This is a genomic window from Flavobacterium sp. (assembly GCF_039595935.1).
Classification (GTDB): Bacteria; Bacteroidota; Bacteroidia; order Flavobacteriales; family Flavobacteriaceae; genus Flavobacterium.
This window is the reverse complement of record NZ_JBCNKR010000006.1, coordinates 90,609-114,418: the sequence shown is the minus strand read 5'-3', so window position 1 is coordinate 114,418 and position 23,810 is coordinate 90,609. Positions and strand designations below refer to the sequence as shown.

Genomic DNA, 23,810 nt, shown 5'->3' with positions numbered 1-23,810 from the left:
TTATTTTTTCAGGAGTTCTTCTTCAAATAAAGTAATATCAATCGCATTTTTCACATCGTAATCGCCAATTTTAGTTCGGCGTAAAACAGTTAAATGTGAACCAGAATTCATGGCTTTTCCAAAATCAAAAGCAAGAGAACGAATATAAGTTCCTTTAGAGCAAACTACTCTAAAATCGACTTCTGGTAATGCAATTCTTGTAATTTCAAATTCGTGAATAGTAGTTTTTCGGCTTTCAATTTCTATAGATTCTCCTGCACGCGCATGTTCGTACAAACGGACTCCGTCTTTTTTAATTGCAGAAAAAATGGGCGGTTTCTGATCAATTTCGCCTAAAAATTGCTTTACCGTTTCATGAATTAAAGCTTCATCAATATGCCCAGTTGGAAAAGTCTGATCGATTTCAGTTTCCAAATCATACGATGGAGTAGTAGCGCCGATATAAAACGTTCCCGTATATTCTTTTGCCTGACCTTGAAGTTCAGAAATCTTTTTAGTGAATTTTCCAGTGCAGATCAATAAAAGACCTGTTGCCAAAGGATCTAAAGTTCCTGCGTGGCCAATTTTGAACTTTTTAGGAAGTCCGACTTTATTAATTAAAAGGTATTTTAATTTGTTGACAGCTTGAAACGAACTCCATTTTAAAGGTTTGTCAATCAATAAAACCTGCCCTTCTAAATATTCTTCGGGTGTCATTATATAATAGTAAGCGGATGAATGAAAAAGTGAATCAATAATAAAATGATTCCTGCAATGATTCGGTAGTAGCCAAAAACTTTAAATCCGTTTTTAGTCAAAAATCCGATGAAAGTTTTAATTGCTAATAATGCTACAATAAAAGCAACAATATTACCAATAACCAACATGTTTACTTGGTCGTGAGACAGTTCAAAACCCGCTTTGTAATAGTCATAACATTTTTTTGCAGTTGCCCCCAACATAGTTGGAACCGCTAAGAAAAATGAAAATTCTGCTGCAGAAGTTCTAGTCAGTTTTTGCGCCATACCTCCAACAATACTTGCACCACTTCGAGATACTCCAGGAATCATAGCAAGACATTGGAATAAACCAATTTTTAAAGCTTTGGCATAGGTAATTTCAGTTGAAACTTCTGGATCGTTTGGTTTATTAAACCATTCGTCTACTTTCAATAAAATTAAACCTCCAATTAGAAGTGAAATAGCAACTGTAACAGGATTTTCTAGTAAACCGTCAATAAAATCACTTAATAATAATCCTAAAACAACTGCAGGAATAAAAGCGACTAAAAGTTTAAAGTAGAAATCAAAAGTTTGAAAAAAACGTTTGAAGTATAAGATTGCAACCGAAAGTATCGCACCAAGCTGAATTACAATGGTAAAAAGTTTAGTGAAATCGTCGTGTGCGATTCCGAAAAAAGAAGAAGCAATAATCATATGTCCTGTTGAAGAAACAGGCAAAAATTCTGTAATTCCTTCAATAATGGCAAGAACAATAGCTTGTAATGTGTTCATTTAGAATTGTAGATTTCAGATTTTAGATTTCAAATTGTCACCCTGAGCGGAGTCGAAGGGCATTCCAATGGAAATCTATAAACCTATTTATTTAGATTTTTTGAAGATAGAATAAATCGTGATTCCAAAACCGATTAAAACAGTTGTCGGTGCTAAACGAATACGTCTAAAGCTGAAAATGTCTTCATTAAAAACATTTGGATCTTTACTTCCCCCACCAGACATTAAAATAAATCCTAGCGCAATTACAGCAATTCCGATTAATAGGATTTTGTAATTAATGGCGTCAAAAAGGAATTCCTGTTTTTGAACTTGTTGTTCTTCTTTATTATTGTTTTTCATTTTTATGTGTTTGTCAGCCTGAGCGAAGTTCGAAGGCATTTTTTTTAAATCTAAAATCTGCAATCTAAAATCTGCAATCTAAAATCTGCAATCTAAAATTAATAAAGATCGTCAGTTCTTAAATTCAAGAAACGTTGCGTTGCAAAATGCGTGCTTACCCAAGTAATTAGAACTCCTAATCCGAAAACAGCAACCAAAACCAAACCAGTTAAAATTTTGTCTTCTAGAATTCCTAAACCAGGGAAATTAGTATCTACATATAGTAAAAGTGCAATTAAAGCAATAATAGCTAAACCAGCACCAAGCATTCCCAGTTTTACGCTTCGCATTACAAAAGGTTTTCGGATAAATGCTTTTGTAGCGCCAACCATCTGCATGGTTTTGATAATAAAACGATTTGAATGTATAGATAAACGTAGTGAACTATTGATTAATAAAACCGCAATTACTGTCAAGAAACCGCTGATAATCAAAATCCACATACTTACTTTTCTGATATTGTCATTTACCAGATTTACCAATTGTTTGTCGTAAACAATATCTGAAACCATTGCATTTTTGCGAAAGTTGCTTTCAATCTTAACGATACTGTCTCTTTCTACATAATCTGCTTTTAAGTGAATGTCGTATGAATTCAATAAAGGATTTTCTCCCAAAAATGTAAGGAAATCTTCTCCAATAATATCAGTATGTTCTTTTGCTGCTTTTTCTTTACTTACGTAAACAAAAGATTTAGCAAAAGGTGCTCTTTTAAGTTCGGTATTAAATGCTTTGATAATACTGTCATTCGCTTCATTTTTGAAGAAAACTGTCATGGCGATTTTTTCTTTAAAATCGTCTGCCAATTGTTTAGAATTAATAATGAATAATCCTAGTACTCCCAATAGGAATAAAACCAAGAATACACTTAATACTACCGAAAAATAAGAGGAAATTAACCTGCGTTTTTGAAATTTATCAAAGTTAGAACTCATACTGTGCTTAAATTATGTGGTAAAAATAATAAACAATTTCTTTATTTAAAGTTAATAACAAACTTTTATACTTAAAAGTACGATTTAAATATAGAAAAGAAGTTTTATTTGATGCAAAGTGTTACATGAATAATTAAAGCAAAGAACGTAAAGTTTTGCTTAAGGTCCGCAAAGTAAAAAGTTTGCCACAGATTAAAAAGATTAAAAATTGATTTTTTAAGTCTGCTTAAATTCTTTAATCTGTGGCAAAAAAGGAATCTAAGTACATATTTTTAATCGTAATAATTCGTGTTTTTACTTAACCCTAAACAAGTAATTCATTATTTTATTTGTTTGCCAATGAAATAGCTTTGCTACAATGCACAATAAATGTAAATTTGCGGCTAAATTAATTTAGTGAAAAGCTTAGAACCTTAGTAACTTAGAATCTTAGTCACTTAGAAATGAAGTACAATCCAAACGAAATTGAAGCCAAATGGCAAAAATATTGGGCAGAAAGTCAAACTTTCGCAGCAAAAAACAACTCTGAAAAGCCGAAACATTATGTTCTCGACATGTTTCCTTATCCGTCTGGAGCAGGATTACACGTAGGGCATCCACTGGGTTATATTGCTTCAGATGTGTATTCTCGTTTCAAAAGACATCAAGGTTTCAATGTTTTGCATCCAATGGGTTACGATAGTTTCGGATTACCTGCAGAACAGTATGCGATTCAGACGGGACAACGTCCTGAAGATACAACACGTGTAAATATTGACGGTGGAGTAGATAAGGAAGGAAAACAAATTGCGGGTTACAGAAAACAATTAGATAAAATCGGATTCTCATTTGACTGGGCTCGTGAAGTGCGTACGTCAAATCCAGATTATTACAAACATACACAATGGATTTTTATCCAATTATTCAATTCTTGGTATTGCAGAAAACAAGGAAAAGCTTTTGATATTTCAGAGCTTGTAACTGTTTTTGAAGAAAGTGGAAATGCATTGGTTGAAGCAGTTTGCGATGACAATGTAGCGATTTTTACTGCTGACGAATGGAAATCTTATTCTGAAGATCAAAAAGAAAAAATCTTGTTGCAATACAGAATGACGTATTTGGCAGAAACCGAAGTAAACTGGTGTCCAGGCTTAGGAACTGTTTTGGCAAATGACGAAATTGTAAACGGAGTTTCAGAACGTGGAGGCTTCCCTGTTATAAGAAAAAAAATGACACAATGGAGTATGCGAATTTCTGCTTATGCCGAACGCTTGCTTGAAGGTCTAAATGATATCGATTGGAGTGAGTCAATCAAAGAATCACAAAGAAATTGGATCGGAAAATCGGTTGGGGCTTTGGTAACTTTTAATGTGAAAGATCATAATGAAGTAATCGAAGTTTTCACTACTCGTCCTGATACTATTTTTGGAGTAACTTTTATGACTTTGGCTCCAGAACACGATTTGGTGGCAAAAATTACAACTCCAGAACAAAAAGCAGAAGTTGAAGCGTATATCGAAAAAACAGCAAAACGTTCTGAGCGTGAGCGTATGGCTGATGTGAAAACTATTTCTGGAGTATTTACAGGAGCTTATGCTGAACACCCATTTACAAAAGAACCAATTCCGGTTTGGATTGGAGATTACGTTTTAGCAGGTTACGGAACAGGTGCTGTAATGGCGGTTCCTTGCGGAGACGAAAGAGATTACGCTTTTGCTAATTTCTTTAAAGGTCAAAACGGAATGCAGGAAATTAAAAACATTTTTGCAAATGTTGATATTTCTGAAGCGGCTTACGGATCAAAAGACAACGTTGAAATCGCAAATTCTGATTTCTTAAACGGATTAAATTATAAAGAAGGAACTAAAAAAGCAATTGCTAAATTAGAAGAAATCGGACAGGGAACTGGTAAAACAAATTACCGTTTGCGTGATGCTGTTTTCTCTCGTCAGCGTTATTGGGGTGAGCCATTCCCGGTTTATTATGTAAATGGATTACCTAAAATGATTGACACACAGCATTTGCCAATTATTTTACCAGAAGTAGAGAAATATTTACCAACAGAAGACGGTTTGCCACCATTAGGAAATGCAGCAGTTTGGGCTTGGGATACTAAACAAAACAAAGTTGTCAATACAGATTTAGTTGACAATGTTTCAGTCTTTCCTTTAGAATTAAACACAATGCCAGGTTGGGCAGGAAGTTCATGGTATTGGATGCGTTATATGGATGCACACAATGAAAATGAATTTGCAAGCAAAGAGGCTTTGGCTTATTGGGAAAATGTAGATTTATATATTGGAGGAAGCGAGCACGCGACAGGTCACTTATTGTATTCTCGTTTTTGGAACAAATTCTTAAAAGACAAAGGTTTTGCTCCAACTGAAGAACCGTTCAAAAAACTGATCAATCAGGGAATGATTTTGGGGACTAGTGCTTTTGTTTATAGATTAGAAGGAACAAATACTTTTGTGTCTAAAAATAAAATTGGAGATCAAAAAGTACAGCCCATTCATGCAGATGTTTCAATGGTAAATTCTTCTGATGAATTAAATGTAGAAAAATTCAAAGCTTGGAGAGAGGATTATGCTGATGCTGAATTCATTCTAGATGATAATGGAAAATATATTGTTGGTCGCGAAGTCGAAAAAATGTCTAAATCGAAATACAATGTTGTAACTCCAGATGATATTTGTGATGAATATGGAGCAGATACATTACGTTTATACGAAATGTTCTTAGGTCCGTTAGAGCAGGCAAAACCTTGGAATACTGCCGGAATTTCTGGTGTATTTGGTTTCTTGAAAAAACTATGGAGATTGTATTTTGATGATAACGGTTTAATCGTAAACAACGACGAACCAACAAAAGACAACTTGAAATCATTGCATAAAACAATCAAAAAAGTAGCAGAAGATATCGAGAATTTCTCTTTCAATACTTCGGTTTCTCAGTTCATGATTTGTGTAAACGAATTGTCTTCTCAAAACTGTCATTCAAGAGCGATTTTAGAACCATTAGCAATTTTGGTTTCGCCATACGCGCCTCACATTGCAGAAGAATTATGGTCAAAATTAGGACATACAACTTCAATTTCAGAAGTGGCTTTCCCAATTTTTGACGAAAAACATTTAGTTGAAACTAATAAAGAATATCCAGTTTCGTTCAACGGAAAAATGCGTTTCACAATTGAATTACCTTTGGATTTAACTAAAGAACAAATCGAAGAAATCGTTATGAAAGACGAAAGAACTCAAAAACACTTAGACGGAAGAACGCCGAATAAAGTGATTATCGTTCCTGGAAAAATTATCAATTTGGTAGGATAACCAAATTAATTTTCAATATAAAAATTCCAAATTCCAATTTTACGATTGGGGTTTGGGATTTTTTTTTTTGTGCTTTGTTTTTTGCCACAAATTACACGAATTTCCACAAATTTTATTTCGAAAAGCTTATAGTTTTTCAGTCTGAGCGAAGTCGAAGACCATACAAGTAACTCTACAAAGATTGACGATTTTGATTGCGGAGCTTCTAGCGTGGTCTTCGACTTCGCTCAGATTGACAATGCATACCGTTCCTCCTTTAGAAGACAAACTAAGAGAAAAACTTTGCGACCTAGCGCCTTTGTGGCAAAAAAAATCGCGCACTTTGCGGTTAAAAACCCGCACCAACATTGGAGTTTGGTCCCCGATAGCTGTCGGGATTCATTAAAAATTTAAAAACTTTTGTAACATTTTAATAGTTGTAGTATCAAAAGCATGGATCCGATTTAATTAACAATTTATTGCTATTAGAATTTTAACAACTTAAAATTATTAAAAATGAAAAAGTATATCATCTTAATTATCGCATTCTTATTCTCAGCATTATGTTTAAATGTTTTCGGACAGACCAAACAATTTCCGTTTGAAGTTTTAAAAACAGGAAATGGAGATCAATCTATTATATTTATTCCTGGCTTTGCATCTTCTGGAGATGTTTGGAATGAAACTAAAGCCGCATTCGAAAATAAATTTACTTGTTATACGCTTACAATGGCTGGTTTTGCAGGAAGAAAAGCGCAACCAAATGCATCTTTTGAAAATTGGAAAAACGGAATTGCCAATTATATCAAAGAAAATAATATTGAAAAGCCAATTTTAATTGGTCATAGTATGGGAGGTGGACTTGCGCTTGCCATCGCGGCAGATTATCCAGATTTGGTTAGTAAAATTGTGGTTGTTGATGCGCTTCCTTGTCTGGCAGCTTTAAATGATCCCACTTTTAAATCTAAAATAAACAATGATTGTTCTTCAACTGTAAATCAAATGACAGGAATGACAAACGATCAGTTTTATGATATGCAAAAAAAGACAATGCCTAGACTTTTAGCCGATGCATCTAAGCTGGATATGGTGGTAGATTGGAGTGTGAAATCAGACAGAACAACTTTTGGGCAAATGTATTGTGACTTTTTCAATGTTGATTTAAGAGAAAAAATCTCACAGATTACATGTCCTGCATTAATTTTATTAGAATCTTATTTTATAAATTTAAAACCAGCAATTGAAGGTCAGTATAAAAATTTAAAAACGGCTAATTTTCAGTACGCCACAAATGGTCTGCATTTTATTATGTACGATGATACGGCTTGGTACATGGAGCAGTTAAACAATTTTATAAAATCTTAAAATGGAATTCGAGGAAATCTACAAAACATATTGGGACAGAATTTTTAGGCTTTGCATGGGATTTGTAAATGATTATGACGCCGCTCAGGATTTAACGCAAGAAACTTTTATAATTGTCTGGCAAAAGCTGGAGACTTTTAGGAATGAATCGGCTATTGGGACCTGGATTTTTAGAATTGCTTCCAATAATTGTCTGAGGCAGATAGAAAAACAAAAACGTTTTCCAAAATCAGAATTGCCAATTCATCTTTCAGAAGAAAAACAAACCTCATTAGAACCGCAGATTCAATTCTTGTATAAATGTATCGCTGAGCTTCCAGAAACAGATCGTATTATAATTTCGTTAGAGTTAGAAGATATCAAACAAAATGAAATTGCTAAAATTGTAGGTCTTTCTGAAGCAAATGTTAGAGTGAAAATTCATAGAATTAAAGAAAAACTGACTCAAAAATTTAAAGAAAATGGACAACGATAATAATATAGATTTTAAAGATTTATGGAAAAAACAATCCGTAAGTCAGCCAGATATAACCGATTTGCTGGCACGAATAAATAAGTTTAAAAAAACTGGACTGCGTTGTTTATGGCTTACGAACATTCTGCTTTTAGGAACCAGCGCCTTCATTGCTTTTGTTTGGTTTTATTATCAGCCGCAATTTATTTCGACTAAAATCGGAATTGTTCTGGTGATTTTGGCAATGGTGATTTATTTAATGGTCTACAACAAATTATTAGGCAATTATAAAAATATAGAAGCAAATCAAACCAATCAGGAGTATTTGCAAAACTTAATTTTAATTAAAAAGAAACAAAACTTCATGCAGACAAAACTAATGACTTTGTATTTTGTTTTGTTAACAGTTGGAATTTGTTTGTATATGTATGAATATGCAAGCAGGATGACAGCTTGGATGGCGATTTTAACTTATGGAATAACATTGTTATGGATGTTGTTTAATTGGTTGTATATCCATCCAAAACAAACCAAAAAACAGCAAGAAAAAATTAATAGTCTGATTGAAAAATTTGAGGAAGTCAACAATCAGTTGGAATCATAAAAAAAAAGAAGCTTCGCAATTGCGAAGCTTTCTTTTACCAAAAACAAAAATCTAAAATTTTAAAGTAAGATTTATCTGGGAAAAATATATGTTTTAGGATGTACAACAATGATTCCTTCGCTATCTGCTTTTCCTGTTAACTCAGAAACTACTTTTCCTCCCACATAAACTTTAGCTGTCACAGTTTGTCCAGCAACTCCTCCGTAACCACTTGTGTGTACCAACGCGCCATCAGAATCTGCATCGGCAGTAAATTCTTTAGTCCATGGTAATGAAGGCACATCTTCAATAAGCGGAGCGCCGCTTTTTTCCATGTAGGTTACATCAAGTTGTCCAGTATAATTTCCAGTAATTTCATATTTTACATCTCTTGATGCTGGAGCTGAGTTGTTATCGTCATTATCGCTGCTGCAAGAAACTGCTGTAAAAGCAAGAGTCATTACAATTGCTAAGGTTTTCAAAATTGATTTCATAATATGTCTTTTAATTAATAATCTGATTCATAACAAAATTAGACCCTTACTTACGGGACGGCAATACCTGATAAAGTGTATTTTTTATTACCTGATATCAGGTAAATGCAAGCAATTTCTTTTTGAAAGTCGTTAAGCTTTAATAACTTTGGGTAAATGCCACATTTATGAAGAAACTCTACGCCTTATTATTTTTTTTGTTTTTTACTGCAATTTCCAATTCACAAGTAATTCTTTCATTAGATGATGACACTGTTTATATTGACAGTATTGTTAAAATCACAAAAAACACAAAATCCGATAGTGTCAAAAGTTTGAATAGTTTTAGATTATCAAAACTTTTTTTAATGGCTCAGGATGCAAAAAAATCCAAAGAATATTTGGAACAGGCGAATAAGCTCAAAGTCAAATTTCCTTTTCTAAAAGATGCTTCTATTTTTTATAATGCCTACAGTTTTATAGAAAAAGGTGATTTGGAGGGTTTTGAAAAAGCTTTGCTTGAAGCCAATACTAAACTCAAAAAATACCGAAATAAAGAAGCCTATAAACTTCGTGCCGTAATACTTCAGAATTATGGTATTATGCAGCAGCGAAAGAATAATGAAAACGCTTATATGAAATTGCTGGTAAATGAAGCGATTCCGATTGCTAAAAAAAGTGGCGATTACGAATTGATCAGTGCATTAAATAAAGCAGTTGCCATTATTTTTATGAATAATGATGAACGAGAAAAAGCAGCGGAATATCTAGATCAAGCTCAGAAATACATCGAAAGTGCTACTAAGAAATCGGCAACTTTAGCAGAGTCTAAGATGGAAACCTATATTATAAATGCCGAAAATTTAGTTGAGCTGAAACATTTTTACGACGCCAAAGAAATTCTAGACAAAGCTTATGCAACTTTAGAAAAATACCCCACATCAAACTTAAACGATTCTTATTTTTATTCAGAAGGGATTTATTATGCTAAGCAAAATAAACACAATGAAGCATTGGTAAGTTTTGAAAAAGGAATAAAATCGGCAGAAAGCCATCAGAATGCCATTGCGGTAAACAGATTGAAATTTGCAGAATATGAAGTGCTTTTCAAACTGAAAAATTACGATAAAGCGAAAAGCAATCTGGAATACCTCATAGAAAAAACACCTTTTATTGTAGATAAAAAGAATTACTATAAAGAGCTGTCTAAAGTGTATAATGCGACAAAAGAATATCCGAAAGCGTATTATTATTCGAATAAATACAATGTAATTAACGACAGTCTTAATGACGCCAAATTGAAAAGCGAAATTGTAGAGCTTGAGGCAAAGTATAAAAAAGCGGAAAGTGAAAAGAAAATTGGCTTGTTGCAATCAGAAAATGAAAAAGCGGTTTTGCAGGTTAACAATAATCGCTTGAATATGATGCTTTTTGCGGTGCTTTCGTTTGTTTTGTTTTTGACGGTTTTGTTTTTGTGGAGCTGGAATAATTATCAGAAAAAAATAAGTTTTCAAAAGGAAGTAAATCATAAGCAGGAACTTGAAGCATTAGAGAATCAGCAGAAATTATCTGTTTCAAATGCTTTGATTGAAGGAGAAGAAATTGAAAGAAAAAGAATTGCAAGAGATCTTCACGACGGACTCGGAAGTATGCTTTCTGGACTTAAAATGCATTTGAATCTTGCCGATCGTGAGAATAAGGAGAATGCTCCGAATATTAATGGTTTATTGAATGATTCGATCAAAGAACTTCGTAATATCTCTCAGAATTTAATGCCAGAAAGTTTGATGAAACTTGGACTTGAGCATGCGCTTCGAGATTTATGCGCTTCACATTCAACAGCTGAAACAGCAATAGAATTTCAGTATTTAAATAAAAAGACAACTTTGCCTCAGCATTTTAAAATTATGATTTTCAGAATCATTCAAGAACTTCTGAATAATGCTTTAAAATATGCCAAAGCATCACAAATTCTGGTTTCCTGTTCGCAGAATAAAGATGTGTTTTTTATTACGGTAGAAGACAACGGAATTGGTTTTAATGTTGAACATGCAGAAAAAAGAGATGGAATGGGCTTGCGGAATATAAAAAACCGTGTGGCTTTTTTAAATGGAAAACTGGAAATTGATTCTGTGATTGGCAAAGGGACTTCAACTTATATCGAATTAAAATATAACCCAAATCATGATTATGAAGTATAAAACAGTGATAGTAGACGATCATCCAATTGTGATTTCTGGAATCTCAGGTTTGCTTTCGGATTTAGACAATATAGAAATTGTAGAAAAATTTGAATCTGGAATTGCGCTTTTAGATTATATCGAAGACAATAAAGTTGATTTGATTTTAATGGATATTTTCTTGCCTGTAATAAACGGAGTTGATCTGTGTAAAACTATCAAACAGAAGCATCCTAAAATTGTAATTATTGGTATGAGCAGCCAGTCTGAAAGAAGTTTGGTGATGCAGTTTATCCAGAATGGAGGAAACGGATATATACTCAAAAATGCTTCTTTTGATGAGTTTAAAGAATGCATTTACAAAGCTATTGATGGCGAAATCGTCTTTAGTGAAGAAGTGAAAACCATAATTAGCCAGCCATTGTCTGAAGATTTAGAAAGAATTCCGGGTCTGAGCAGAAGAGAGCGTGATATTGCTTTATTGCTTTCGCAAGGAAAATCTACTCAAGAAATCGCTGATGATTTGTTTTTGAGTTTTTTAACCGTTCAAACCCACCGACGTAATATTCTTCAGAAGTACAAAATGAAAAATGTGGCAGAGTTAATTGCTTTTCTGCTTAAAAACAACATGCTGAATTAAGTCAAAAGTGCTGAAATGATGTCAAAATGGCATTTTGTTAAAATGGTTCACAATTTGCGGTTTGTTTTGTAAATTTAAATATCAATCTAAAAACAGAAAAAAATGGGATCAGGATATTTAATTATTGCTGGAGCTATAATGTTGTTCAGCTGGCTGGTAAGTGCAAAACTTAAAAGTAAATTTGAATTATATTCTAAACTTCAGCTGCGAAACGGAATGAGCGGCCGTGAAATCGCTGAGAAAATGCTAGCTGATAACGGAATTACAGATGTTCGCGTTATTTCAACTCCAGGTCAGTTAACAGATCACTACAATCCATCAGACAAAACAGTTAATTTGAGCGAAGCCGTTTACAATCATCGAAATGCGGCAGCGGCAGCCGTTGCGGCACACGAATGCGGTCACGCGGTTCAGCATGCAATTGGTTACCAATGGCTGGCAATGCGATCTGCATTAGTACCGGTTGTGAGTATCGCTTCAAATTTTGTACAATGGATTTTATTAGCAGGAATCTTGATGATTAAAGTTTTTCCGGGATTATTATTAATCGGGATAGTGGTTTTTGCAGCTACAACATTATTCTCAATCATTACACTGCCGGTAGAATACGATGCAAGTAACAGGGCTTTGGCGTGGCTTGAAAACAAACACATGCTTACGCAGGAAGAACAAGCAGGAGCAAAAGATGCTTTAAAATGGGCAGCAAGAACTTATCTTGTAGCTGCTTTAGGTTCTATCGCAACGCTGCTGTACTATATCTCGATTTATGCGGGAAACAGAAGGAATTAATTTTTTAATTGAGATAATTAGTCAATTAGATAATTTATGGCAAACCCGTCAGGTTTTTAAAACCTGACGGGTTTTGTTTTTGCATATCTGTATAAATTAAACTGGACTTCAGTCCAGTTTAGAATAATAAATTAAATTGACACATTTGCTAATCGTTGAAATATCCAAATAGAAAAATGATTGTCCAAATTACGAGTATAATATAAAACGAGTTTACATATTCTTTGTTTTCTGATTTGTAGTATTTAAACAAAAAAATCAAAGCCATGATAATGCTTACCGGAATTAAAAGTAAAAACAATAAAAAGCCTGCGCCAGAAGTACATGGACCGCTTGGAGCCGATTTTTCTCCTAATATTGACACTAAAATGTAAACGGTGAAAAATAATAAAGTTTTGAATTCGGTTCGAAGTTTTATCATTATAACATGATTATCTAATTATCAAATTGACACATTCTCTAATTTTACAATTGAATCTGTCTGTCAATCTGCTGATCCAGTGAAATAAAAGTTTCTGTTCTTGAAACTCCTTCAATAGCTTGGATTTTAGTATTTAAAAGCTGCATTAAATGTTCGTTATCACGACAGATAATTTTAATCAAAACCGACCAGTTTCCGGTTGTATAATGGCATTCCAAAACTTCAGGGATTTTTCTTAATTCTTTTACGGCTTCAGAATTTCGGGAGGCTTTGTCCAGATAAACTCCAATAAAAGCCATGGTGTTGTAACCCAGAACTTTTGGATTTACTGTAAATTTCGATCCGGAAATTACGCCTGATTGTTCCAGTTTTTTTAATCGCTGATGGATTGCAGCGCCGGAAATACCAATTTTATTAGCAATTTGTAAAATGGGTTTTCGGGCATCATCCATAAGATATCGAAGGATTTCTTTATCGATTCCGTCAATTTCGATTAAAAGCGAGTTGATTTTCATAACTTATAATTTGAAACTATTTCTAGCGATTTGAGTTTTGAATAGAAATCAAATGTAGTTAAAATGAGGTGAAAAATGAAATTCCAATTTTTTAAATTCCAAATTCCAAGTGGAAATTAAAAAATCAAATTAAAAACATAGCCCGTGGTTTCAACCACGGAAAATGAAAGGGATAACAAATTAGATTAAAACAAAAATTCCAAATCCCAATATAGAAATTGGAATTTGGAATTTTAAAGATTTTAATATTTTAAAAAGGTTATTTTCCTTTGTTTGCTTCTGCAATATATTTTTCTAAAGCCATTGTCATAGAAGGCGTTTCTGGAGTTGGAGCAAGAATATCGATTCTTAAACCATGATCTAAAGCTTCTTTTTGAGTTGTGCTTCCAAATACAGCGATCCTGGTGTTGTTTTGTTGGAAATCAGGGAAATTTTTAAATAAAGATTTAATTCCTGTTGGACTAAAAAACGCTAAAACATCATAATAAACATCTGCAAGATCAGATAGATCGCTCATTACAGTTCGGTAAAAAATAGCTTGCGCCCAATCTACTTTAAGGCTGTTTAATGTTACCGGAGCATCAGCATTTAATTGATCAGATGCAGGAAGCAAAAATTTCTCGTCTTTGTATTTTTTAATAAGAGGAGATAAGTCTGCAAAATCTTTTGCCCCAACGTAAATTTTACGTTTTCTGTATACAACATATTTTTGCAGGTAAAATGCTACGGCTTCAGATTGACAGAAATATTTCAATCCTTCAGGAACTTTGTAACGCATTTCATCAGCCACTCTAAAAAAATGATCTACAGCATTTCTACTTGTTAAAATGATCGCAGTGTAATGATTAAGATCGATTTTTTGTAATCGAATCTCTTTTGCGCTAACCCCTTCCACATGAATAAATGGTCTGAAATCAATTTTTATTTTGTGTTTTTGTTGGAGCTCAAAGTAAGGAGAATTCTCCACTTTAGGTTCAGGTTGTGACACCAAAATTGTTTTCACTTTCATATTATAAACATTTTCTAAGCACTCCCTTTTGTTATCCAATAATAAAGAAAATAATAAGGTGCTATTTCAAGAGCGCAAAGATATAAAATAAAATAAAATAACTTACCGATTATTACGTTTTGATATGTTTTAATTGAAATAAAATATGAGTATAGGCTGATACAGAGCGAAATACCTATCGTTGCTAGTGGTACAATCGCTGGAATATTATCATAATAGAACAAAATCGCATTAATTGGAAGGATTAAAACTCCAATATAAGTTCTGTAAGTAACTTTTTGCAAATTAAAAAGCTCGACAAAGTCGTCAATATTGAAAGCAGCAGCTACAATTTTCTCAATTAAATATTTTGCCAGAATAAAATAAAGCAGGAAAGTGGCGATCTGAATAAATAAAATATAATCAGTTTTTAACGCTTTACCATAGATATTCATCGTAAGCAGAATAAAAAAAGCAAATGAAATTACCTGAACAAAAAATAGGCCCACTGTAAAGCTGCTTTTCATGTGGCTGTTGTCACGGTAAATCTTGGCATATTTATCTGAAAAAATAAGCTTACTGAATTCGGTAAAACGAGTTTCATAAGCTGATTTTGTCATAGCGACAACCGCAAAGGTCAGGACAAATAAAGCCGTTGCCCAGTCTTTGCTTTCAATTATTCGTGGATCAAAGTTTATAATCATAGCGTCACAAAATTAGTAATTTTTTGTATCAATAGTTTTATTATATATTTATTATGAACCAAATGCTATAAAAAGTTTACTTTTGCGGTGAAATTACCGAGAAAAAATGAATGATAGTATTGTCATAATTCCCACTTATAACGAAATAGAGAACGTAGAAAGTATAATAAGAGCCGTTCTTTCACAACATAAACCTTTTCATCTTTTAATAATCGATGATAATTCGCCGGATCATACTGCTGATAAAGTAATTGCTTTGCAGGAAGAATATCCCGGAAGATTATTTCTTGAAAAAAGAGCCAAAAAAGCAGGCTTAGGGACTGCTTATGTTCATGGTTTTAAATGGGCATTAGAACATAAATATGATTTCATTTTTGAGATGGATGCCGATTTTTCGCATAACCCAAATGATCTTGAAAAATTGTACGATGCCTGCCATTTTGGAGGCGCCGATTTAGCTATTGGTTCTCGTTATGTAAAAGGTGTAAACGTAGTAAACTGGCCTTTAAGCCGTGTGTTAATGTCATATTTTGCATCGGTTTACGTAAAGTTTATTACCGGAATGAAAATTCACGATGCAACAGCAGGTTTTGTTTGTTATAAAAGAGAAGTTTTGGAGAAAATTAATCTGAACAAAATAAAATTTGTTGGATATGCGTTTCAAATCGAAATGAAATACAGAACTTATTGTGCTAAATTTGAAATAAAAGAAGTGCCGATTATTTTTACGGACAGAACAAAAGGAGTTTCAAAAATGAGTAATGCCATTATAAAAGAAGCAATTCTGGGTGTGATTTCTCTTCGCTTGAAAAAATTAGTCAATACATTATAAAGATAGAACATGAACAGGATTTTAATAAAAAATGCCAAAATTGTAAACGAAGGGTCTATTTTTGACGGAGATGTTTTGATAGAAAATGACCTTATTGTTGAAGTAGCAGACAGCATCAGTCTAAAAACATCAGATTGTATTGTTATCGACGCCGAAGGAAATTATTTAATTCCCGGAGCGATTGACGATCAGGTACATTTTAGAGAACCAGGATTAACACATAAAGGTGATATAGAATCTGAATCAAGAGCTGCAGTTGCGGGCGGAATTACTTCTTTTATAGAACAGCCAAATACAGTTCCGAATGCGGTTACTCAGGAAATTTTAGAAGATAAATATCAAATTGCCTCTCAAAAATCATTTGCGAATTATTCGTTTATGATGGGAGCTACAAACGATAATCTGGAAGAAGTTTTAAAAACAAATCCAAAAAATGTTGCCGGAATCAAGATTTTCTTAGGTTCTTCAACAGGAAATATGCTGGTTGACAGAGAAGAAACTTTAGAAAAAATTTTCTCAAGCACACCAATGTTAATTGCAGTGCATTGCGAAGATGAAACGACAATTCAAAATAATCTGGCAGAGTTTAAAGAAAAATACGGAGAAGACATTCCGGTAACGGCACACAATTTAATCAGAAGTGCTGAGGCTTGTTATCTTTCGTCTTCAAAAGCAGTGGCGCTGGCTAAAAAAACCGGAGCAAGACTTCATATTTTCCATCTTTCTACTGCAAAAGAAATGGAATTATTCACGAATAAAATTCCATTAGAAGATAAAAAAATTACCGCTGAGGTGTGTGTACATCACCTTTGGTTTACCGATGAAGATTATAAAACAAAAGGAAATTTTATTAAATGGAATCCTGCTGTAAAAACGGCCGAAGATCGTGCAGAACTTTGGAAAGCTTTAAATGACGGACGTATCGATGTTATAGCAACAGATCACGCGCCTCATACTAAAGAAGAAAAATCGCAGTCGTATTTAAAAGCACCATCAGGAGGTCCGCTTGTGCAGCATGCAGTTGTTGTCATGTTCGAAGCACATCATCAAGGGAAAATCAGCATTGAGAAAATTGTGGAAAAAATGTGCCACAATCCTGCTAAGATTTTCAAAATTGAAAAAAGAGGATTTATTAAAGAAGGTTATTTTGCCGATTTAGTAATCGTAAACCCAAGCCTGCCATGGAGTGTAAATCATGATAATATTTTATACAAATGCGGCTGGTCTCCTTTTGAAGGAACAACTTTTAAATCGAGAATTACACACACTTTTGTAAATGGCGAATTGGTTTATAATAACTTTAAAGTAAAAGACATCCGCGTCGGAAAACGATTATTGTTTGACAGATAAAAAGCTGAAATGAAAAATTGTTTACTAATACTATTGGTTTTGTTACTTTCTGTAAGTTGCAAAAAAGAGGTTGTAAAACAACCGGCAAAACTTATTTCGAAAGAAAAAATGATTGATATTATGTATGACTTGTCTCTTCTGGAAGCCATGAAATATCAGCATACAGAGCTTTTGGATTCTACAGATACCAATCCAACAAAATTTATTTTCAAAAAATATAAAGTAGACAGTCTGCAGTTTGCTCAGAACAACGTATACTACGCATCTGACTATGAAAACTACAAAGACATGTTTGATGAAGTTGGAGAACGTTTGAAAAAAGTCGAAAGAGCAACAGACTCAATTGTAAAAATTGAAGATAAAAAAGCAGCAAAAGAAGCTAAAAAGAAAGCAAAAGAAACGCCAAAAGATTCAATTAAGAAACCTTCGAATAAAATCAATCTTGATTCTATAAGAAGACAAATGAAACAACCTGTAAAATAGGTTTTATAATTTCGAAATGTCTTTTATATATTGATGTACATCTAAAAAAACCGTTCCCAGAGCGGTTTTTATTTTTTCATTAGAATACAAATTTTTAGAATAAGAAGCTTTTGCAGTTGCTTTTGTAAGGCGTCTTTTTTGGAAAAACAAAGTCGAAAATATTCCATTAGCAACCCAAAGAAAATTCATTAAAAACGGTTTAGCATGAAGATGCGGTCTTTTTACTTTCAAAGCATCGGCAATTGTATCGAGAATATCTTTAAAAACAATATTATCGGCAATTAAAGTAAAACGTTCGTTTTTTATATCGCTTTTCATTAATTCAAAAGCCGTTTTTACAACATCATCCACAGCAATAAAACCAGTATTTCCGAGTGTGTAAAACGAAAGTCCGTTGGCAACTCTGGTATACAGTTCATCACTGCCTTGTTTGTTGTTTTTAGTTTTTGGTATCGGACCAAGAATTACGCCGGGATTTACAATAATAACATCCAGGCCTTCCTGATGTGCGCGCCAGACTTCCATTTCGGCACCATATTTAGAAATGGCGTAATCGCTGTGTGGTTTTTCAGGATTCCAGTCGGTTTCTTCGGTAATATAAGTTTCGTGAGCAGCCAAATCTCCAAGAGCCGCGATTGAGCTTACAAAACAGAATTTTTTGATTTCTCTGGCAATTGAAAAATTGACCATATTGGCCGTTCCTTCGATATTAGTTTTTCGAAGTGCTTCTTCATCTTTTGGATCAAATGAAATTAAAGCAGCGCAGTGATAAACGTAATCAATATCTGCGAAAGCAATTTCCAAAGATGGAATGTCTAAAATATCGGCTTCAAGCCATTCGATTTTTTCGAATAAATCCGCTTTTTTATACAATTCAAAAACTGATTTTGTTTTTTGAATATTGTTTTGGTTTCGGTAAATAGCCCGGACGTTTTCTCCATTTTCTATTAAATGAAGCAATAAATGAGAACCTACTAAACCTGTTGCGCCAGTTACTAATACCATTCTGTAAAGATAAGTTTTTGCTTTTAAGGTGCAAAGTGGCAGAGTGACAAAGTTGCAAAGGTTTTTTGCTTTTTGCCACAAAGACACAAAGACGCAAAGTTTTTTATTTCAATAAATCTTATGTAATACTTCCATAGTAAAAACAAAAACTTTGCGTCTTTGTGTCTTCGTGGCAGACTTTTTTGTCATTGCCATCGACATTGATTACATTTGCGCAAAATATTTTAAAAATGAAGAATCTAGTTGAAGAATTAAAGTGGCGCGGTTTATACCATGATAGCATGCCAGGAACGGAAGAACAATTGCTAAAAGAGGTAACGTCGGCATATATTGGTTTTGATCCAACGGCAGATTCACTGCATATTGGCAGTATGGTTCAGATTATTTTATTGGTTCATTTAAAGAATTTTGGTCATCAGCCAATTGCTCTTGTGGGCGGCGCGACCGGAATGATTGGTGATCCTTCTGGAAAATCTGACGAAAGAAATTTGCTGAACGAAGAAACTTTGGCTAAAAATGTTGCCGGAATCAAAAGTGTTCTGTCTCGTTTCTTAGACTTTAATTCAAAAGAACCAAATGCTCCAATTATGGTAAATAACTATGATTGGATGAAAGAATTTTCGTTTATTGATTTTGCCCGTGAAGTTGGAAAACGTATTACGGTAAATTATATGATGGCGAAGGATTCTGTTAAAAAGAGAATTAACGGAGAAGGTGAAGGAATGTCTTTCACAGAATTTACATATCAATTAATTCAGGGATACGATTTTTATCATTTATATAAAAACAACAACTGCCTTTTGCAAATGGGAGGTTCTGATCAATGGGGAAATATTACCACAGGTACAGAATTAGTTCGCAGAATGGGAGGCGAAAGTGCAAAAGCTTTTGCATTAACAACGCCGTTAATTACAAAAGCGGACGGATCTAAATTCGGGAAATCTGAAGGTGGAAATGTTTGGTTAGATGCTGATAAAACTTCGGTTTACAAATTTTACCAGTTTTGGGTAAACGCTACAGATGTTGATGCTGAGAAATACATCAAAATCTTTACTTTTTTAGACAAAGAAATGATTGATGCTTTAATTGCAGAACATCAGGCGGCTCCACATTTGAGAGTTTTACAAAAGAAACTGGCTGAAGAAATTACAATTTTTGTTCACAGTAAAGAAGAGTTGGAAAATGCGATTCAGGCTTCTAATATTTTGTTTGGAAATTCTAATGCAGAAGATTTGAAAAAATTAGATGAAAAGACTTTCTTGGAAGTTTTTGACGGAGTTCCGCAAGCTGAAATCGCAAAAGCTGATTTAGAAAACGGATTGGATATTATCTCGGTTTTAAATGAAAAAACGGGTTTCTTTAAATCAAACGGTGAGGCAAGAAGAGCTTTAACAGCAAATTCAATTTCTGTAAACAGAGAAAAAATTAAAGAAGATTTTGTTTTAACAACTAATGATTTGATTAATAATCAGTTTGTGTTATTACAAAGCGGAAAGAAAAACTACTTTGTGATTAGAGTTGTATAATTTCGAAAACAAAATATTTTAATTTGAAATAAAAAAGGCATCCTTTTTTAGGATGCCTTTCTTTTTATAATAGTAAAGTTTAGTTTTTTAGAACTTTTCTAGTCACACCATTTGATTTGATGATGTAAATTCCAGTTTTTAATGAGTCAAGAGATTTATCCTCTTCTTCTTTAGAATTAACTTCTTTAGTCAATACTTTTTGGCCATCAAAATTGAAAACATTGATAGAGTATGGTTGAGTAACTTCTTCAGTATCTGAACTTGATTGTGCTGTTCTTGCAAAAGGACTAACGAAAGTTACAGGTATAGGTGTTATATTGTTGTTTTCATTTGATTCTGTATTTGTTTTAGAATCGTCAACTGAAATAAGAATGTTTCGATTTCCGGTAACTGTTAATCCTCCAAAATCAGAAGAGAAAATTGATCTAGATACAGAAATTGAAGCGCCAGGGTTTATTGCACCTATTGAGATTGCGCCAGATGTAGATTTTATATCAGCAGAATCAAGAACACCGTCTGAAGATAAATAAAACTGAAGGGTAGAAGGAGTTGAGGCAACACTTCCCGTGTTTTTAATCGTTATTGATTGTAAATTGATAATTCCAGACTGATTGTTTATTGTGTGTCTTTTGCTTCCCAAATCACTTAAAGCGGCACTGCAATCAAAACAGTTGCTAAAAATAATCGTGTTAGTTGGATCAACAGCTAAATCTGGTTTTCCTGTTGGTGTTGTTGTCTGGTTAATAATGAATGACGATGTAGACGAAATTATGTTGTTTCCAGTATTTGTCTCTTCACTATTAACTAATTGCATAATTGCATAGTAAATACCACCGCTAATATTTGCAGGAATAGTTATCGATGGTGTTCCGTATTTAATTTCATTAGGATTTAGCGGGTCTAAAGTGATATCCGTGATTAATACATCATCAGCACTTAGAGTTGCATTGCCTTTAGAAAAGTAAATTAAGCAGTGAGACGGTGAAAATGCTCTACCACCAATGTTTTTAAGAGAATAAACTGCTGTAAAAGTAGTTCCAGGAGTCATTGTTGCAGTTCCGCAATCTACAGCGTTAGCTTGTAAATCTGGTTTAGGACAATTTAATGTTGCAGGTGAAAAAATGGTATTGCTGTTTGTTGGGTCTATTTGATATTCGCTGTCACCAGCTTCGATACTTGCTCCTGTAATCAAATAGTAATTTACGCCTTTTCCGAAGTCCATAAAATAAACTTCACCTATATTTAAAGGTTTTTGGGTTTTTACATTTACTCTTTCTCGAGTAGTGTTAGCAGTCAAATTTGCGCAATAGTTGCTTTGAGCTTGTTCTAGCGTTGATCCTAATAAAACAGGTCTAATGTATTTCCAAGATAATGCATTGCACAAGTCTGGAATCAGTTCAAAAGAGGCTGGTTCGTCTATATCACTTCCTTTGTCAAGTGAATAATCAACGGCATATAAAACTTTATAGTAATGAGATCCTGATGTTGATCCTTGTATTAAATCGGATTTATAGATTTTACCAACTTCTAGTTTATAGTTTTGTCTTAAATTAAAATCTCTAGTTGGTCCAGGCGAAGTGTTTTGAGTGCATTCAGTTGAAATCGCTATTTCAACATTAGAGCCTAAATCCTGTAATGTATGAAATTTGTAGGTTTGTGACCAACTTACAATACGAGTGAATACAAGTAGTAATAAAGTAATTTTTTTCATAAGAATTATATTTAAAATTTGAAATAAAATATATTTTAAATATGAAAACAGTATTTTTCTTATATTAACAATGGGTTAATAAATTCTGTATATTCCTACGAAAAGGTGTTTGGATTCTACTACGTGAAAAATCTTTTTTATAAGACCATCAAATTACAGCCACGAATATCAGAATTATCAAAACGTCCCAATACCTCAAAAGAGTTATTCGAATATTTTTTGCCTAAATCCTGCGTAGCTATAAAAGAACACGAATTGATATTCGCTAAATCAATAACATTTATTCCGCCAGTTTTTCCATCATTCACGTAAGTAAGAGCATCTTCAGGATCACGAACTAAAATATGCATCCAAGAGGAGCATTCAAAAACACCTTCGCCAAGAGAATACGCCTGGGCTAAAAGTTCGGTCATTCCGTATTCTGAATGAATAGAAGAAACGCCAAAACCTTTGCATAAAATGTCGTGCAATTCTTCACGAATCATTTCTTTGCGTTTTCCTTTCATTCCTCCAGTTTCCATAATAATGGTATTTTGAAGATTGAATTGATGTTTTTCGATTAAATCTAACAAAGCATACGTGACCCCAATTAAGATTACATTTTGCCCTGCTTCGTCCAATTCAAGAAGTTTTTTGATTAGGTCGTCATGGTTGTGCAAATAAAACCCGCTTTCAGGATGATTAGAGAGTTTTATCAGATCTTCAACCATATAAATTAACGAAGAGCCTTCTCGTTCTAAATAAGACGGCAAAAGGGCTAAAACAACGTAGTCCTCTATATTGCCGTAAAATTGAGAGAATCCTTTGCGGTAACTTTCCTCATATAGGGAAACATCGGTTACTAAATGTCTGCTGGTAATCATTCCGGTTGTACCACTGCTGGTAAAAGTTACTTGTGCAGGATCTGTATTAGAAACCACATTGTGACTTTTGAAAAACTGAATGGGTAAAAAAGGAATTTGCTGCAGTGATTTTACCTGCTGTGGATTGATTTTTAAAAAAGCACAAAAATCGCGATAGACTTTATTGTTCTCATGCTGAAAACGAAACACTTTAAGTGCTATTTTTTCAAATTGTTTCTGACTTGAAATGGTAAAGATATCGTTGGCTGTGATCAAAACTTTTTTTTTGCAAAGATATTTATTTTTTAGTTTTCAGTCGCAGTCTCAATCTCAGTTTTTAGCTACAGTCTCAGTCACTGTTTTCCGCAAAGTCTGTAACTGAAAACTGTGACTGAGACTGTAAACTAAAAAAGCTCCAAAGGAGCTTTTTTTATCTTATAATGAGTTTTCGTGTTGCCGATGCGTTCTGTTCGCTTATTTTGATGATATAAACACCAGGAGGCAGTTCTGAAACACTTAATTCTTTTGATACTAAATGCGCCTGTAATACTTTTTTGCCCAAAAGATCGAACACAATAATTTCTTTCTCTAAATCGTTTTTAGATGATATGTACACTTTTCCGTTTGTCACTGGGTTAGGATACAAGCTGAGACCCTCAATAGAAGTAGATTCTTGAGGTTTTGGTAATTGCTTACTATCTTGCGCCGCGACGCTAAGAGTAAAGAAAAATGCCAATAAGAAAGTAATATAAAAGTAGTTTTTTGCCATCGCATGTATTTGATTACCGTAAATATACAAAAAAAAAATACAAAAATGACGCCAAAAAAAAACATCCTAATTATTTAGGATGTT

Annotated in this window: 23 protein-coding genes; 11 read left to right on the top strand and 12 right to left on the bottom strand. The window is 33.5% G+C overall.

Annotation, left to right across the window (positions count from 1 at the left end):
- The 4 genes from truB to ABDW27_RS10230 all read right to left on the bottom strand — a co-directional run bounded on the left by truB (position 1) and on the right by ABDW27_RS10230 (position 2,809).
- Positions 1 to 696, bottom strand: a complete 696-nt coding sequence (truB, locus tag ABDW27_RS10245) for a tRNA pseudouridine(55) synthase TruB (protein ID WP_343695805.1) — start codon at positions 694 to 696, stop codon at positions 1 to 3.
- Positions 696 to 1,493: an undecaprenyl-diphosphate phosphatase gene (locus tag ABDW27_RS10240; protein WP_343695804.1), complete on the bottom strand. Its 798-nt coding sequence runs from the start codon at positions 1,491 to 1,493 to the stop codon at positions 696 to 698. Before ABDW27_RS10240 ends, truB begins: the two co-directional genes overlap by 1 nt.
- An 87-nt stretch (positions 1,494 to 1,580) precedes the next feature.
- Positions 1,581 to 1,835, bottom strand: a complete 255-nt coding sequence (locus ABDW27_RS10235) for a DUF3098 domain-containing protein (RefSeq protein WP_343698127.1) — start codon at positions 1,833 to 1,835, stop codon at positions 1,581 to 1,583.
- Between the two features lie 98 nt (positions 1,836 to 1,933).
- Entirely contained in the window at positions 1,934 to 2,809 is an 876-nt protein-coding gene (locus ABDW27_RS10230; RefSeq protein WP_091494704.1) for a permease-like cell division protein FtsX, read from the bottom strand.
- Between the two features lie 443 nt (positions 2,810 to 3,252).
- Here ABDW27_RS10230 and leuS point away from each other — a divergent pair, with 443 nt between their 5' ends.
- The 4 genes from leuS (at position 3,253) to ABDW27_RS10210 (ending at position 8,519) form a co-directional block, all read left to right on the top strand.
- On the top strand, positions 3,253 to 6,117 hold the full coding sequence (leuS, locus tag ABDW27_RS10225; RefSeq protein ID WP_343695803.1) for a leucine--tRNA ligase: 2,865 nt from the start codon (positions 3,253 to 3,255) through the stop codon (positions 6,115 to 6,117).
- A gap of 495 nt (positions 6,118 to 6,612) precedes the next feature.
- Positions 6,613 to 7,461, top strand: coding sequence for an alpha/beta hydrolase (locus ABDW27_RS10220; protein WP_343695802.1), 849 nt, complete (start codon positions 6,613 to 6,615; stop codon positions 7,459 to 7,461).
- Between the two features lies 1 nt (position 7,462).
- Positions 7,463 to 7,936 (top strand): sigma-70 family RNA polymerase sigma factor, encoded by a 474-nt coding sequence (locus tag ABDW27_RS10215; RefSeq protein ID WP_343695801.1) that lies wholly within the window; start codon positions 7,463 to 7,465, stop codon positions 7,934 to 7,936.
- Positions 7,923 to 8,519: a hypothetical protein gene (locus ABDW27_RS10210; RefSeq protein ID WP_343695800.1), complete on the top strand. Its 597-nt coding sequence runs from the start codon at positions 7,923 to 7,925 to the stop codon at positions 8,517 to 8,519. Before ABDW27_RS10215 ends, ABDW27_RS10210 begins: the two co-directional genes overlap by 14 nt.
- Before the next feature lie 71 nt (positions 8,520 to 8,590).
- Here the strand turns inward: ABDW27_RS10210 and ABDW27_RS10205 are convergent, their stop codons facing one another.
- Positions 8,591 to 8,992, bottom strand: a complete 402-nt coding sequence (locus ABDW27_RS10205) for a hypothetical protein (RefSeq protein WP_129746542.1) — start codon at positions 8,990 to 8,992, stop codon at positions 8,591 to 8,593.
- Between the two features lie 167 nt (positions 8,993 to 9,159).
- On the opposite strand from ABDW27_RS10205, the gene ABDW27_RS10200 reads away from it, so the two are divergent.
- The 3 genes from ABDW27_RS10200 to ABDW27_RS10190 all read left to right on the top strand — a co-directional run bounded on the left by ABDW27_RS10200 (position 9,160) and on the right by ABDW27_RS10190 (position 12,580).
- A complete protein-coding gene (locus tag ABDW27_RS10200) occupies positions 9,160 to 11,172 on the top strand; it encodes an ATP-binding protein (RefSeq protein ID WP_343695799.1) in 2,013 nt (670 codons plus the stop codon).
- Positions 11,162 to 11,791 carry a response regulator transcription factor gene (locus ABDW27_RS10195; protein WP_239452955.1) on the top strand — a complete coding sequence of 210 codons (630 nt, stop codon included), beginning with the start codon at positions 11,162 to 11,164 and terminating at the stop codon, positions 11,789 to 11,791. Before ABDW27_RS10200 ends, ABDW27_RS10195 begins: the two co-directional genes overlap by 11 nt.
- Before the next feature lie 102 nt (positions 11,792 to 11,893).
- A complete protein-coding gene (locus ABDW27_RS10190; protein ID WP_343695798.1) occupies positions 11,894 to 12,580 on the top strand; it encodes a zinc metallopeptidase in 687 nt (228 codons plus the stop codon).
- 465 nt (positions 12,581 to 13,045) lie between these two features.
- Here ABDW27_RS10190 and ABDW27_RS10185 read toward each other — a convergent pair whose 3' ends face one another.
- The 3 genes from ABDW27_RS10185 to ABDW27_RS10175 all read right to left on the bottom strand — a co-directional run bounded on the left by ABDW27_RS10185 (position 13,046) and on the right by ABDW27_RS10175 (position 15,208).
- Positions 13,046 to 13,516 (bottom strand): Lrp/AsnC ligand binding domain-containing protein, encoded by a 471-nt coding sequence (locus tag ABDW27_RS10185; RefSeq protein WP_012022648.1) that lies wholly within the window; start codon positions 13,514 to 13,516, stop codon positions 13,046 to 13,048.
- Between the two features lie 259 nt (positions 13,517 to 13,775).
- Entirely contained in the window at positions 13,776 to 14,525 is a 750-nt protein-coding gene (locus ABDW27_RS10180) for a uroporphyrinogen-III synthase (RefSeq protein WP_343695797.1), read from the bottom strand.
- A 14-nt stretch (positions 14,526 to 14,539) separates the two neighbouring features.
- Positions 14,540 to 15,208 carry a DUF4271 domain-containing protein gene (locus tag ABDW27_RS10175; RefSeq protein WP_343695796.1) on the bottom strand — a complete coding sequence of 223 codons (669 nt, stop codon included), beginning with the start codon at positions 15,206 to 15,208 and terminating at the stop codon, positions 14,540 to 14,542.
- Positions 15,209 to 15,314: 106 nt separating this feature from the next.
- Between ABDW27_RS10175 and ABDW27_RS10170 the strand changes: the two genes are divergently transcribed.
- The 3 genes from ABDW27_RS10170 to ABDW27_RS10160 are packed head-to-tail and all read left to right on the top strand — an operon-like array spanning position 15,315 to position 17,873.
- Positions 15,315 to 16,040 (top strand): polyprenol monophosphomannose synthase, encoded by a 726-nt coding sequence (locus ABDW27_RS10170; RefSeq protein ID WP_343695795.1) that lies wholly within the window; start codon positions 15,315 to 15,317, stop codon positions 16,038 to 16,040.
- 9 nt (positions 16,041 to 16,049) lie between these two features.
- Entirely contained in the window at positions 16,050 to 17,390 is a 1,341-nt protein-coding gene (locus tag ABDW27_RS10165) for a dihydroorotase (protein WP_343695794.1), read from the top strand.
- A gap of 9 nt (positions 17,391 to 17,399) precedes the next feature.
- Positions 17,400 to 17,873, top strand: coding sequence for a DUF4296 domain-containing protein (locus ABDW27_RS10160; protein WP_343695793.1), 474 nt, complete (start codon positions 17,400 to 17,402; stop codon positions 17,871 to 17,873).
- Positions 17,874 to 17,876: 3 nt separating this feature from the next.
- Here the strand turns inward: ABDW27_RS10160 and ABDW27_RS10155 are convergent, their stop codons facing one another.
- Positions 17,877 to 18,878, bottom strand: a complete 1,002-nt coding sequence (locus ABDW27_RS10155; protein WP_343695792.1) for an NAD-dependent epimerase/dehydratase family protein — start codon at positions 18,876 to 18,878, stop codon at positions 17,877 to 17,879.
- 230 nt (positions 18,879 to 19,108) lie between these two features.
- Between ABDW27_RS10155 and tyrS the strand changes: the two genes are divergently transcribed.
- Positions 19,109 to 20,404, top strand: a complete 1,296-nt coding sequence (gene tyrS, locus ABDW27_RS10150; protein ID WP_343695791.1) for a tyrosine--tRNA ligase — start codon at positions 19,109 to 19,111, stop codon at positions 20,402 to 20,404.
- A gap of 79 nt (positions 20,405 to 20,483) precedes the next feature.
- Here the strand turns inward: tyrS and ABDW27_RS10145 are convergent, their stop codons facing one another.
- The 3 genes from ABDW27_RS10145 to ABDW27_RS10135 all read right to left on the bottom strand — a co-directional run bounded on the left by ABDW27_RS10145 (position 20,484) and on the right by ABDW27_RS10135 (position 23,726).
- Positions 20,484 to 22,115 (bottom strand): CARDB domain-containing protein, encoded by a 1,632-nt coding sequence (locus ABDW27_RS10145; protein WP_343695790.1) that lies wholly within the window; start codon positions 22,113 to 22,115, stop codon positions 20,484 to 20,486.
- 137 nt (positions 22,116 to 22,252) lie between these two features.
- On the bottom strand, positions 22,253 to 23,233 hold the full coding sequence (locus ABDW27_RS10140) for an acyl transferase (RefSeq protein WP_343695789.1): 981 nt from the start codon (positions 23,231 to 23,233) through the stop codon (positions 22,253 to 22,255).
- A 154-nt stretch (positions 23,234 to 23,387) separates the two neighbouring features.
- Positions 23,388 to 23,726: a T9SS type A sorting domain-containing protein gene (locus ABDW27_RS10135; RefSeq protein ID WP_008465102.1), complete on the bottom strand. Its 339-nt coding sequence runs from the start codon at positions 23,724 to 23,726 to the stop codon at positions 23,388 to 23,390.
- Positions 23,727 to 23,810: the final 84 nt, after the last annotated feature.